General features: G+C 68.2%; 14 protein-coding genes. 8 read left to right on the plus strand and 6 right to left on the minus strand.

Features of this window, described 5'->3' with window-relative positions:
• Positions 1–67 precede the first annotated feature (67 nt).
• Genes C722_RS0103925 through C722_RS0103935 form a run of 3 tightly spaced genes read left to right on the plus strand, consistent with a single transcriptional unit; the run spans position 68 to position 2,680 of the window.
• Entirely contained in the window at positions 68–367 is a 300-nt protein-coding gene (locus tag C722_RS0103925; protein ID WP_017639247.1) for a DUF2388 domain-containing protein, read from the plus strand.
• A gap of 34 nt (positions 368–401) precedes the next feature.
• Positions 402–722 (plus strand): DUF2388 domain-containing protein, encoded by a 321-nt coding sequence (locus tag C722_RS0103930; RefSeq protein ID WP_007160025.1) that lies wholly within the window; start codon positions 402–404, stop codon positions 720–722.
• Entirely contained in the window at positions 719–2,680 is a 1,962-nt protein-coding gene (locus C722_RS0103935; RefSeq protein WP_017639248.1) for a DUF4105 domain-containing protein, read from the plus strand. The genes C722_RS0103930 and C722_RS0103935 overlap by 4 nt, the downstream gene beginning before the upstream one ends.
• A 205-nt stretch (positions 2,681–2,885) precedes the next feature.
• On the opposite strand, the gene C722_RS0103940 is transcribed toward C722_RS0103935, so the two are convergent.
• Positions 2,886–4,346 (minus strand): YdgA family protein, encoded by a 1,461-nt coding sequence (locus tag C722_RS0103940; RefSeq protein ID WP_017639249.1) that lies wholly within the window; start codon positions 4,344–4,346, stop codon positions 2,886–2,888.
• A gap of 273 nt (positions 4,347–4,619) precedes the next feature.
• Here C722_RS0103940 and C722_RS0103945 point away from each other — a divergent pair, with 273 nt between their 5' ends.
• Positions 4,620–5,270 carry a nucleoside/nucleotide kinase family protein gene (locus C722_RS0103945; RefSeq protein ID WP_017639250.1) on the plus strand — a complete coding sequence of 217 codons (651 nt, stop codon included), beginning with the start codon at positions 4,620–4,622 and terminating at the stop codon, positions 5,268–5,270.
• Between the two features lie 31 nt (positions 5,271–5,301).
• Here C722_RS0103945 and C722_RS0103950 read toward each other — a convergent pair whose 3' ends face one another.
• The 3 genes from C722_RS0103950 to C722_RS0103960 form a co-directional block, all read right to left on the minus strand.
• Positions 5,302–5,835 (minus strand): DUF924 family protein, encoded by a 534-nt coding sequence (locus C722_RS0103950; protein WP_017639251.1) that lies wholly within the window; start codon positions 5,833–5,835, stop codon positions 5,302–5,304.
• Positions 5,836–5,874: 39 nt separating this feature from the next.
• Positions 5,875–6,633, minus strand: a complete 759-nt coding sequence (locus tag C722_RS0103955; RefSeq protein WP_017639252.1) for an SDR family oxidoreductase — start codon at positions 6,631–6,633, stop codon at positions 5,875–5,877.
• A gap of 161 nt (positions 6,634–6,794) precedes the next feature.
• Complete coding sequence (locus C722_RS0103960; RefSeq protein WP_017639253.1) at positions 6,795–7,424, minus strand: glutathione S-transferase family protein; 630 nt, start codon at positions 7,422–7,424, stop codon at positions 6,795–6,797.
• Positions 7,425–7,500: 76 nt separating this feature from the next.
• Between C722_RS0103960 and C722_RS0103965 the strand changes: the two genes are divergently transcribed.
• Positions 7,501–8,091 (plus strand): TetR/AcrR family transcriptional regulator, encoded by a 591-nt coding sequence (locus C722_RS0103965; protein ID WP_017639254.1) that lies wholly within the window; start codon positions 7,501–7,503, stop codon positions 8,089–8,091.
• Between the two features lie 37 nt (positions 8,092–8,128).
• Complete coding sequence (locus C722_RS0103970) at positions 8,129–8,617, plus strand: GNAT family N-acetyltransferase (RefSeq protein ID WP_017639255.1); 489 nt, start codon at positions 8,129–8,131, stop codon at positions 8,615–8,617.
• Here C722_RS0103970 and C722_RS0103975 read toward each other — a convergent pair.
• On the minus strand, positions 8,614–9,510 hold the full coding sequence (locus tag C722_RS0103975; protein ID WP_017639256.1) for an alpha/beta hydrolase: 897 nt from the start codon (positions 9,508–9,510) through the stop codon (positions 8,614–8,616). The genes C722_RS0103970 and C722_RS0103975 overlap by 4 nt on opposite strands.
• A 97-nt stretch (positions 9,511–9,607) precedes the next feature.
• Between C722_RS0103975 and C722_RS0103980 the strand changes: the two genes are divergently transcribed.
• Complete coding sequence (locus C722_RS0103980; RefSeq protein ID WP_017639257.1) at positions 9,608–10,255, plus strand: HAD-IA family hydrolase; 648 nt, start codon at positions 9,608–9,610, stop codon at positions 10,253–10,255.
• Between the two features lie 52 nt (positions 10,256–10,307).
• On the opposite strand, the gene C722_RS0103985 is transcribed toward C722_RS0103980, so the two are convergent.
• A complete protein-coding gene (locus C722_RS0103985) occupies positions 10,308–10,640 on the minus strand; it encodes an I78 family peptidase inhibitor (protein WP_017639258.1) in 333 nt (110 codons plus the stop codon).
• 391 nt (positions 10,641–11,031) lie between these two features.
• On the opposite strand from C722_RS0103985, the gene C722_RS0103990 reads away from it, so the two are divergent.
• Positions 11,032–12,495, plus strand: coding sequence for an alginate export family protein (locus C722_RS0103990; protein WP_017639259.1), 1,464 nt, complete (start codon positions 11,032–11,034; stop codon positions 12,493–12,495).
• Positions 12,496–12,498 lie beyond the last annotated feature (3 nt).

The following is a 12,498-nucleotide window of genomic DNA, read 5'->3' on the forward strand; positions in this document are numbered from 1 at the left end:
GCTGCTAGCCCGGAGCGGGGGGCTGCGTTAGCCTTGGCGACCATCTGCCACCGGAGGGTCGTCATCCATGCATATCCGTCGTTCTGCCGCGCTGTTGCTCGGCCTCTGTCTCGCCACGCCGGTCCTGGCGTTCGACTCCACCACCGAGGGTCTGGTGAAGACCATCTACGGCACCAGCCAGCTCACCACTGGCCCTTTCCAGAACAAGCTGGTCCTGGCGGCGCGTGACGATGCCGCGGCCTTCGTCGCCACCGACGGCGCCCTGCGCGGTGCTCAGCTGGAGGAAACCCTCCGCGCCCTGCGCGCAGCCGATCCGGTACTGCACGCCTCCGACCGGGAACTCGCCCAGGCGATTCTGAGTCAGTAGTCCGTTTCAATTCCGTGACATCCCTGGAGTATCCATGCGCCGTTCCCTGCTTATCGCCGCTGCCCTGACCCTGGGCGTTTCGAGCCTGGCTCAGGCCCAGACCCTGGTGGCCACCAGTAACATCGTGGTGCGGGCGCTGCAGCGCAGCATCGACTTCACCTCCGATACCACCACCTCCATCCGCGACGCCAAGATGATCCAGGCCGCGCGCGGCGATGCCGCCAGCTTTGTCGCCACCGACGGCGACATCCGTGGCGTCCAGCTGGAAGAAGCCTTCCGCAGCCTGCGCGACCAGTTCCCGGCCGCGCGCCAGGCCAACGACCTGCAGCTGGCCCAGGCCATCCTGGCACTGTGAAGAACCGCGCCGGCCGGCTGCGGCAGTGGCTGGCCGGCCTCGCGGCCGGCCTGGCCCTCGGTGGGGCCCAGGCCGCCCTGCACCTCGAACTCGATACCCAGGGCCTGACGCCCGCGCAGATCCAGGCGACCCAGCAACTGCTGGATGAAGGCCAGGCCCTGCTGCCACCCAGATTCAAGGCGGCGCTGGACGAGCGCATCCCGGTGCGCTGGAGCAGCGAGCTGCTGGAAGAGGCCTATGGCGAAGCGGATCGGCGCAATCTGCTGCTCAATCGCCGCCTGCTGCCCAGCCTGGTCGACGGCAGCGACACCCGCATCCAGACCGGCCGGCCCCATGGCACCCAGCACCGCGAGCTGCTGGCCACGGTGCTGCACGAGCTGACCCACTTCTATGACCGCGAGCGCGTCTGGACGCCCGCGCAGCGCCAGCTGATCCTCTCCTGCGGCGGCCTGGGGCTGACCTCCGACCAGCTGCCGGTGAAATGCCAGGGCCAGGCCGGGCGCAGCTATACCCTGTCCGACGATCCACGGCTGCTGGACCTGGCCGGCTGGCAGGTGAAGACCCGCAAGCACGGCAATCGCGAGTCCAAGAATCTCTTCATCGCCCGCAGTCCCGATCTCTATGAAGTCACCAACCCGAAGGAATTCGTGGCGGTGAACATGGAGTACTTCCTGCTCGACCCCAGCTACGCCTGCCGGCGGCCGGCGCTGCAGCGCTACTTCGCCGAGCACTTCGGCTGGTCGCCCAAGCACGATGCCTGTCCGGGGCGCTATCCCTATCTCAACGCCGGCAACGACTTCGGCGAGGCGCCCCTGGGCTGGCTCGATCCGGAGCGGGTCTATGCGGTGGACTACCTGCTGGCCGAGGGCAACGAGAAGGTCATGAGCCGCTGGGGGCACAGCATGCTGCGCCTGGTGGTCTGCGCCCCCGGTCGGCCGCGTGGCCCGGATTGCCGGCTGGATCTGCAATACCACCTGGTGCTGTCGTTCCGCGCCTTCGTCAACGACGTCCAGCTCTCCAGCTGGCGCGGCCTGACCGGCTCCTATCCGTCGCGGCTGTTCGTGCTGCCGCTGGCCCAGGTGGTGGACGAGTACACCAAGGTGGAGTTGCGCGGCCTGCAATCCGTGCCGCTCAAGCTGACCCGCCCGGAGATCGCCGACTTTCTCGAGCGGACCGCCCAGGTGCACTGGAGCTATGACGGCCAGTACTACTTCGTGACCAACAACTGCGCGGTGGAGACCTTCAAGCTGCTGCACGACGGGGTGCCGCGCCTGGCCGATGCCCAGCTCGATGTCATTACCCCGACGGGTCTGATGGATGCCTTGAGGTTCAAGGACCTGGTGGACACCTCGGTGCTTGACGATCCGCGCGAAGCGCTGCGGTTGGGCTATCGCTTCGACAGCTTCCGCGAGCGTTTCCAGGCGATGTTCAAGGTGGCCCGGGAGCGCCTGAAGCTGCCCCAGGCGGACGTCGAGGCCTGGCTGGCGCTGACCCCGCAGCAGCGCCGCGAGCAATTCCAGCGCGCCGACCTGCGCGCCAGCGCCGCCTTGCTGCTGTTGGAGCAGGCAGCCTATCGCCGGGCGCTGCTGCAGGCCCAGACCGAGCTCAAGGATCGTTACCTGGGCCAGGACGCGGTGGACAAGGCGCGCTTCGGCAAGGCCGGTGGCGCCCTGGAACAGATCCTCAAGGACAGCGGCTACCTGAGTCGTCCGGCCGAGTTGCTCGGCACCGACGGCTACGGCCTGCCGCAACCGGGCGAGTGGGAACAGCTGACCGCCGAGAGCCAGAAGCGCCAGGCGCACCTGCGCAGCCTCAGGGACACCCTCAACAACGAGGTTCGCCAGCTGCTCTCGCCGGAGGCCCGCGATGGCCTGGACCTGACCGAAGCCAACCTGGACCTGCTCGGCAAGCACCTGCGCGAGCTGAACAAGGCCAGTGGCGGGCTGGAGTTGAAGTAGGGCGGTTGGGGCGTTGGGCTTTGTGTTGCTCAACCCAATCTACGGAGCCTGCGTAGGTTGGGTTGAGACGGCTTTATCGTCGAAGCCCAACGGCCAGCGGTGACGAGCATCGTTGGGCTTCGCCTTGCTCAACCCAACCTACAAGACCCTACGTAGGTTGGGTTGAGGCAGTTCTATCGCCGAAGCCCAACAGCCCAAACATCCACTAGCGCTGCGGCGCCTTGCCCTGGGGTTTGGCGGGTGCCGCGGGTTGCGGGCGTTTCAGCAGGGCCAGCAGCTGTTCCGGCGGGACTTCCTGGCCGTTGAGCAGCAGCCGCCCGGCGCTGTAATTCAAGGTAGCCACCAGATCCTCGCCTTCGGCCTTGAGCAGGCCGCTGTTGAGGCCGATGCCGGCCAGGGCTTCGGCGGTGGCCTGGGCCTGTTGCTGCATGGCCGGCTGGCTGCGCTGGGCGCCCGCCTGGAACAGCACGCCATCCACCAGGCTGCCCCGCGCCACCGACAGGCGCGCATCGAGACCGGCCAGCAGCTGGGCCGCGAGTTGCTCGGGCGGCAGATCGTAGGTCGCCGGCTTGGCCAGGGTCAGGTCCAGGTGCAGGCGGTTGCTGCCGCCAGGGGTGTCGAAGCGCAGCTCATCCACCACCAGCTGGGGACGCGCGGCGAGCACATCGCCGAGGTGCTGCTGCAGGGTCGCCTGGGTGGTGGGATCCAGACCCTGCTCGGTATCCAGCTGCAGGTGCTGCAGCAGGGCGTTGAGCTGGGCCAGGGCCTGGCTGTCGAGATTGCTGTAGTGACTGCTCAGACTCGCCTTGCCCAGGGTCTGGCCGGCGATGTCGAGTCGACCGAGGCTGGCATTAAGCGTCCCCGCCAGCTGCTGGCCCTGTTGTTGGGTGTCGCCCTGGAGCTGCAGGTCCCGCAGCTCCACCGCGGGCTTGCCGGGCATGGCCAGCAGCAGGCGCCCCAGGCGCAGCTGACCCGGGCCCAGCCAGAAGCCATCGGCATTGCGGCGGTTGTCGCCGGTCAGCCCGAAACCTTCGGTCTCCAGCTTGGCCCAGCCATCCGGCGTGCGCACATTGAGGCTGAATTGGCCGACCGTGCTGTCCAGACGCAGTCGGCTGGCCTCCATGTCAGTGTGGAAGGTGGCGTTCAGACCGGAGAAGGCCACCGCGCCCTGGGGCTGGTCCAAGTGCAGGGCGGCCAGGGTCAGGCCGCCGTCCACCGCACGGTCGTAGCCCAGGGTGGCGTCGAGCTGCACGGGTTCGGCGCCCTTGGCCAGGGTGAAGAGATCGGCCGTGAGCGGCGTACGCGCCAGGGTAAAGCGGTTGACCGCCATGACCGGCGCCAGCTGCAGGGACTTGAGGCGGGTCAGGGGGAAGGGACCGTGCTGGATGTCGTCGAGCACCCGCAGTACCTCCACGGGCGGCCGATCCTCGGCCTGTACGGTCAGGCTGAAGGTGGCGGTGCTGCTGAAGACACCGCGTTGCAGCTCGACCAGCTGCAGCTGCAAGGGGTACTCGGGCAGTTGCGCCTGCAAGGCTACCTGGGCCTGGCGCGCGGCCTGGCGCAATTCGCCCTCCAGCCGGGTGCCGGTGTACCAGGCGCCGCCCACGGCGGTACCGATGACCACCAGGGTCACGCCGGCGAGGGTGGTAAGTAGCGGTTTCTTCATGACGACCAAATCCCTTTGTATAAGGCACACGGCGGCCTGCGGCCGATTGGAAGCGGAGTGTACGAGAGCGCCGGGTGGATGCCGAGGGGGCGCAGCGGTGATCCGCTCGTATGGCTGCAGACTGTGATCGCTTTCCGCCGGCACAGCCTCCAAGTCGACGACCAGCTCTGCTGGGTGCTAGCGTGCCGCGATCCCCACTGCCGGAACCTCCGCCATGACCGTTTTCCCGTGCCTGCCTGCCGTTTCCATCCTTGCGTTGCTGGGGGTGCCGGCATGAGCAGCCAGCGTCCGGTCGATGGCCTGCAACTCCCCGCTGAACTCCTGGCCCGCGCCGAGGCGCTGCTGGCCCAGGGTGGACGTCGCCTGCTGGGCATCGCCGGCACCCCGGGCGCGGGCAAGTCGACCGTAGCCGAGCTGCTGGCGGCGGCGCTGGGCGAGCGTGCCGTGGTGGTGCCCATGGACGGCTATCACCTGGCCAATCGCGAGCTGGCCCGACTGGGTCGCGCGCAACGCAAGGGCGCGCCGGACACCTTCGATGCGCGCGGCTATCGCGCCCTGCTGCAGCGGCTGAAGACGCCGGTGGCCGGGGAGACTGTCTATGCGCCGCTGTTCAATCGCGAGATCGAAGAGCCCATCGCCAATGCCATCCCGGTCCCCGCCGAGACCCAGCTGGTGATCAGCGAGGGCAACTACTTGCTGCTGACCCAGGCGCCCTGGAGCGATGTCGCCGAGGTGTTCGACGAGTGCTGGTACGTGCGCGTCGATCCCGCGGAGCGTCGCGAGCGGCTGGTCGCCCGCCACATGCATTTCGGCCGCAGCCGCGCGGACGCTGAGGCCTGGGTGGAAAGCACCGACGAGCCCAATGCGCGACTGATCGACGGCGATCGGGCGCGGGCGGATCTGGTAGTGGAGTGGCGGGGCTGAGGCAGCCTGTCTCGGCGGCCAGAAGAAACGGCTAGAAACCGCCGCCAGCATCCAGCCAGGCCTGTTCCTCCGGCGTATTGAGCCGCCCCAGCGCCCGGTTGCGGTGCGGGAAGCGACCGAAGCGAGCGATCACCTCCAAGTGGGCCTCGGCATAGCGCCGGTAGTGCTCGATGCCCAGGGCCTCGAACAAGGCGAGCGAACGCTGCTGATCGGCCAGGGCTTCGGAGTGTTCGAACGGCAGATAGAAAAAGGCGCGCAACTCGGCTTCGACCTGCTGATCCAGACCGGCGTCGATCGCCTGGCGCGCGTGCCTCAAGGCCAGGCCGTCGGTGGCGAAGGCGTGGCCGCTATGACGATAGATATTGCGCGGGATCTGATCGAGCAGCAGGCACAGGGCCAGGGCGCCTTCGGCGCCGGTGGCCCAGCCGTCCAGTTCCCCGCGGCTGGCGGCCAGATGCGCGGCCTCGAAGCGAGTGCGGCACTCGGCGTCGAAGGCAGGGCCGCCGTTGAACCACTGGCGTCGGCCGGCGGCGCGCCAGAAGGAGACGACTTCGGTTGGATTCATTTCCTGCTCCCTGTCTGATCGGGTTCCACGTGGAACCCCTCAGCCCCGACCCACATAGGGCATCTTGGTCGCCATCACCGTCAGCGTCTGAACGTTGGCGTCCAGCGGCAGGCTGGCCATGTAGCGGACGGCATCGGCGACATGCCTGACATCCATGCGCGGCTCCACGGCGGTGCTGCCATCGGCCTGGAGCACACCGTTGGCCATGCGCTCGGTCATCTCGGTGGCGGCGTTGCCGATGTCGATCTGGCCGCAGGCGATATCGAAGGCGCGACCGTCCAGAGCCAGGGCCTTGGTCAGACCGGCCACGGCGTGCTTGGTGGCGGTGTAGGGCGCGCTGAAGGGCCTGGGCGTGTGCGCCGAAATGGAGCCGTTATTGATGATGCGCCCGCCACGCGGCGACTGCGCGCGCATCAGGGCGAAGGCGGCGCGGCTGCAGAGGAAGACGCCGGTGAGGTTGGTATTGACCGCCCGGTGCCAGGCGTCCAGCTCCAGTTCGTCGATGGGCACCGCCGGGGCGCCGACGCCGGCATTGTTGAACAGCAGGTCGAGACGGCCATAGGTGTCGCGGATGCGGGCGAACAGGGCCTCGACGCTGGCGGCATCGGTGACATCGCAGGGTACCGCCAGGGCTTCGCCGCCCTGTTGCCGGGCCTCTTCGGCGAGGGCCTCCAGGGGTTCGGCGCGACGGGCTGCCAGGACCACGCGGAAGCCGTCCGCGAGCAGGCCGAGGGCGACGGCGCGGCCGATGCCCTGGGAGGCACCGGTGACGAGGGCGATGGGACGAGCGGTGGTCATGGGGCGGTCCTTGGCGGCGAGGGGAGCTTCCAAGGCTAGCAGGTGAGGAGGGAGGGTGGGTGAGCCTCGCCCTCACCCTGGCCCTCTCCCGGGGGAGAGGGGATCGTTGCGGTGTGTTGGGGGGGAAGAGGTCACCGGTAGCTCCAGTGGCTCCTATGGGCTCACCGCAGCTTGAAGTCGGTCGCCACCAGGATCGCCTGGCCGGAGAGTCGCGCGCGCAGGCGGTCGAGATAGGCGGCGAGGCGAGGCCAGCTCGCCTGCCAGCGGAGTTCCGGCAGGGGCTCCAGGTAGTCCAGCATGGGCGCCAGCAGGGCGTCGGGCAGGCTGAACTCGGCGCCGCAGAGAAAGCGCTGGTCGCCCAGCTGGCGATCGAGCACGCCCAGGGTCGCGTCGACGGCGGCCAGGGCGCGCTGCTGCTCTTCCGGCGTGCGGAAGGGCTCGGGTCGTGGCCCGGCGCTCCGCAGCAGATAGCGACGGACCAGATGGGTATCCACTGTGGTCAGCAGGGCACTGCTCCAGGCGTCCTGCTCCGGATTGCCGCCGCGCTCCGGCGCGAGTTGACGATCAAGATGGCGGCAGATGGCGAGGGTCTCGAAGATCCGTTGCTCGCCATCGAGCAGCACCGGCACCTGGCCGAAGGGATGTAGCGCCAGGTGGGCCTCGCTGCGCCAGGCGATGGCCTGGCCACCCGGGGCGAGGCCACAGGGCAGGTCCAGGCCGCGCTCCAGAGCATGAAGGCGCACGCTGCGCACCAGGGTGCTGAAGGCGGGGCCGAAGAGATAGGGCGTCATGCTGCAGGCTCCTTGCAAAGAAGGCTGCATGCTGGCAAAGGAGACCTTATGTTCAAGAACATAATCTGGAGCAACCATGGCCTGGCCCCTTGATCAGCGCGCGCAGACCCGCCAGCGCATCCTCGACAGCGCCGCCCGCCTGTTCGCCCTCCGGGGCTTCGATGCGGTCGGACTCGATGACCTGATGGCCGATGCCGGTCTCACCCGCGGCGCTTTCTATCACCACTTCTGCACCAAGACCGAGGTCTATGACCAGGCCATCGCCCATGCCGCCCAGGTCGGCAGCGCCCGGCTCGACAGTCTCGGCGGCTCAGGCCTCGGCCAGCTGGTCGAGCATTACCTGAGTCGCGAGCATGCCGAGGGCGATTCGCTGCGCTGTCCGCTGGCCTTTCTGGCGGCCGATGTCACCCATCGGGAGGCCGCCATCCGTGGCAGCTATACGCGCTTCTTCGCGCGCTTCGTCAGCCGGCTGGAACGGGATCTGTCGGGGCCGCCGGCGCAGCGGCGCGCCCGGGCGCTGCAGCTGGCCACCACCCTGATCGGTGGCGTGGCGCTGGCGCGGGCGCTGGACGACGAGGGCCTGGCCGAGGAGTTGCTGGCGGCCTGTCGCCAGGGCGGTCAGGGACTGCTGGAAGAAGGCGATGATTTGGCAGCGGCAGCCGGCTAGGCGACACTGGCGACTCTTTCGTCCACCGGAGTCACCCATGCAGATTCGCCCCTTCGTAGCCGCCGATTTCGACCAGGTCTGGCCGCTGATCCAGCAGGTCGCCCAGGCCCGGGAGACCTACGCCTACGACCCGGACATGAGCCGCGACGACGCCTGGCGACTATGGGTGGAATTGCCCAGGGCAACCTTCGTCGTTGAACGCGATGGCCAGATTCTCGGCAGCTACTACCTCAAGGCCAATGCCATGGGCCCGGGCGATCACGTCTGCAATTGCGGCTACATGGTCGCTCCCGCCGCCCGTGGCCAGGGCGTCGCCGGCGCCCTTTGCGAGCATTCCCTGCAGATGGCCCGCGAACTGGGCTTCCAGGCCATGCAATTCAACTCGGTGGTGGCCAGCAACCAGGTGGCGGTGCGGCTCTGGCAGAAGCACGGCTTCGAGATTGTCGGCACCCTGCCCAGGGCCTATCGCCATGCCAGCCTGGGGCTGGTGGATTGCTATGTGATGTATCGCTGGCTGGCGGACTAGCGCCACTCGCTCAGCACGGCTTTCAGCGAGGCCGGCAACATGGGGCCGTGGCCCAGGCCTGCGAGCACCTCGTAGCGCACCCGGATGCCGGGGAGCTGGCCGAGGCGGTCGGCCAGGCGCCGGGTGGCATCGGCAGGGACCTCGCTCTGGAAGTGCGCGGGCAGCTCGCGTTCGGCGCCGCCCTGCAGCAGCACCAGGCGGGCCGGGTGCGCCTTGAAACGCTCTTTCAATTGCTCGTCGTCTTGCGGCAGCACGGTAGGGCTCCACCACAGCGAGGGGCTCACGGCGTAGCCCTGGGCGAAGGCGTCGGGGCGGGTGAGCAGGGCGTGGAGGACGAACAGCCCGCCCAGGGAGTGACCCCAGAGCGCGCGCTGGCCATGATCCAGCGGCACCTGACGGCCAACTGCCGGTTCCAGGCGGTCCAGCAGCCACGCCAGGAAGACGTCGGCGCCACCGGTGGCCATCTCGCGAAAGCGTTCGCTGGTAGGCGCAGACGGCGTGTAATCGTAGGCCCGTCCGGGGCCGTCGATGCGCTTGCCGCCGACATAGCCCACCGCCACCAGCACGGGCGGATGGGGCCGCTTGGCCAGGGTGTCGAGCAACTCGGCGTTCAGCCCGCCCAGGGCGGCGTTGCCGTCGAGCAGGTAGAGCACCGGATAGCCGGCGGCCGGTGCCGGGGTGGCGGGTCGGGCGATCCATACCTGGTAGTGGCGGGCGCCGTCGACGGAATCCAGCTGGAGTTCGCTGAAGGCATAGCCGTGGCCTGGCTGCTGGAGCACCTGGGCATCCATGGGCTGATCGATGGGACGGGCCTGGCCGGGAGCGGCGAGGGCGAGCAGCAGCGGCAGGGCCAGCCAGGCGCTCTGACGGGAGAAACGGGACGAAAGCGGCATCAGCGAACAAGACTCATTTCCAGTGGAGCAGTCGAGCCTACCGATCTCTGCCCCCGGTCGCCATACTGGCCAGTATCCCCGCCGCCCAGGACACCCCATGCATCACCCCCATCTGCTGTTCGATCTCGATGGCACCCTCACCGATTCGCGCCTGGGCATCACCCGGGCGATCCAGGTGGCGCTGCGCGCCGAGGGCATCGAGGAGCCCGATCTGCACAAGCTGGAGGTCTTCATCGGCCCGCCGCTGCTGCAGAGTTTCATGACCCACTACGGCTTCGACGAGGCGCGGGCCTGGCGCGCGGTGGAGGCCTATCGGGGGTATTTCCGCGCCACCGGTCTCTATGAGAACGAGGTCTATGCGGGCATCCGCGAGTTGCTGGCCGAGCTGCAGGCGGCCGGGCGGCGGCTCTATCTGGTGACGGCCAAGCCGCGGGTGTTCGCCGTGGAGATCCTCAGACATTTCGCCCTGACGGAGTTCTTCACCGCCCTGCATGGCAGCGAGCTGGATGGCACCCGCACCGACAAGACCGAGCTGCTGCGTTTCGTGCTGGAAACCGAAGGGCTGGCGCCGGAAAGTTGCCTTATGCTGGGCGATCGCGAGCACGACCTGATCGCCGCACGTGAAAACGGCGTGGCGGCGGTAGCCCTGGGCTATGGCTTCGGCAGCCGGGAAGAACTGGAGCGCCAGCGCCCGGCCTTTCACTTCCACAGCGTGGCAGCCCTGCGCCAGGGTTTCGGCCTCTAGTGGAGCGTACCGACCTGCGCGGCCTGGGCCGGCAGGTCGAGGGGCGCGCGGATCAGCCGCAGGTGGCGGTTTGCACTACCAGACTGGCGCTGGTGGTGATGGTCAGGCGCTGGGAATTGAAGTCCATGGTCATGGGGTCCTGCGGACGGACCACGCGGACGACCTGGGCACCGGCGCGCTGACGGCCTTCCTCGGCCAGGGCCGGGGAGAGGGCCTTGCCAACCAGATCCTGGACCGCATCAGAGTTGCACCGGCCACTGCTGCTGACGGCGCCGCTCGTGGTCGAGGAGGCCGCCGGGCTGTCCTGGGTTTCATGCGAGCTGCAACCGGCCAGCAGGGTGAAGAGGGCGGCACTGGCCAGCAGGAGAGGGGACTTGGAGCTCATGAGTTCGCCTTTTCGATCGTGGGGGAAGGAACCTTAACCCGTACGGGCCTCTGCATGGACCCCTCTGGAGTGGGCATTGTTACAAATCGCGAGTCAGGCGACGTTGATAGCCACAGGTGACCAGTCATCTCCCAGGGATAAAGTTAACAAATATAACGTTCGGTAATCGGCCAAATTCGGGTGGCACGGCTTGATCCATTTTTGGCATCGACCATCATCGAACCAGGGCCATACGGCCTCTTACGGTGATGACAACAACAAGAAAGGAACACCCGCCATGTCAGCTCGCTATCCCGCCGTTTTCCCTCCTGACGATCAGCCGATCCGCGCCCGCTAGGCCCTGATCCTCGCGCCCCAAGGCGCTTCCGCTTCCTTCGTCAGGACTCACACCATGTCGACATCGCGCTCGCCCCAGGCCTGCGCACGGGCCCGCTCGTGCCTCGCCTTTGCCTCTCTCGCCTCCCTGCTGGCCAGCCAGGGCGCCTTCGCCGCGCCTTCCACCACCCTGGAAAGTGCCCGCCCCAAGCCCCTCAACAGCCTGGAGACGGCGCGTCCCCTGCCGCCCGGGCCGCCGCGCTGGGCCGAGGACTATCGCTTCCTCGACGATCCGGCCAAGCGCACCGATCCCTTCGACGGTCTGCGTTACCAGCGCCTCGGCGATTCGGCCTGGCTGCAGACCGGCGGCGAGGCGCGCTATCGCTTCGACAGCATCCGCAATCCGGTCTTTGGCCGGCGTGGGGTGGATACCGATCACTACATTCAGCAGCGCCTGCAGCTGCACGCCGACCTGCACCTGTTCGACGACGCCGTGCGCGGCTTCGTCCAGCTGGAAAACACCCGCGCCTGGAACAAGGCGCTCTACGGTCCCTACGACCAGAGCCGCACCGAACTGCACCAGGCGTTCATCGACCTCAACACGCCGCTGGCCGGCGGCAAGCTGATGACCCGCATCGGCCGCCAGGAGCTGGGCTACGGCAACCAGGCCTTCGTCACCTACCGCGACGCCCGCAACATCCGCCTCAACTTCGACGGTCTGCGCCTGGCCTGGAGTCGCCCGGACGGCTACCGGCTGGACGCCTTCGGCCTGAGGCCCGTGGTGACCGGCGAGGACAGCTTCGACGACGGCTCCAACAACGCGGTCAAGTTCTATGGCCTCTACGGCACCCTGCCGCTGGCCGGACCGCTCAGGCTGGATGTCTACGGCTTCGGTCTGGAGACCGATCAGCGCACCCTGGACGGTCTGACCGGTGCGGAAAAGCGCTACACCGCCGGCATCCGCCTGTTCGGCAACGCCGGTCCCTGGGACTGGAGCTGGGACCTGGCCGGGCAGGGCGGGCATCTGGCCGGCGCCCAGATCCGCGCCTGGGGCCTGAGCAGCGAAACCGGCTATCGCCTGGGCGGCGCCTGGAAGCCGCGGCTGGCCCTGCGGGTGGACGCCGCCAGCGGCGATCACGCGCTGGGCGACGACCGCGTCGGCACCTTCGATCCGCTCTATCCGAAGAATGGCTTCTATGGCGACTCCGGTCTCACCACCCTGGCCAACCTCTATCTGGTCGGCCCGCTGCTGACCCTGGCGCCGCGACCGACCCTGCAGCTGGAAAGCGGGCTGTTCGGCGTCTGGCGGCAGAGCACCGAAGACGGCGTCTACCTGCCGGGCATGACCACGGTGCCGGGCACCGCGGCCAGCTCGGCGCGCAAGGCCGGCACCCTCTGGCGCAACAACCTGCGCTGGATGCCCACCGCCAACCTGACCCTGGACCTGGAGTACAGCTACTTCCAGGCCGGCGCCGCCGTGCGCCAGGCCGATGGCGACGACACCAGCTTCCTGATGGCCGCCACCACCTTCCGCTTCTGAGGA

Origin of the sequence: Pseudomonas sp. 313 (assembly GCF_000316965.1) — a bacterium.
Taxonomy (GTDB): Bacteria; Pseudomonadota; Gammaproteobacteria; order Pseudomonadales; family Pseudomonadaceae; genus Chryseomonas; species Chryseomonas benzopyrenica.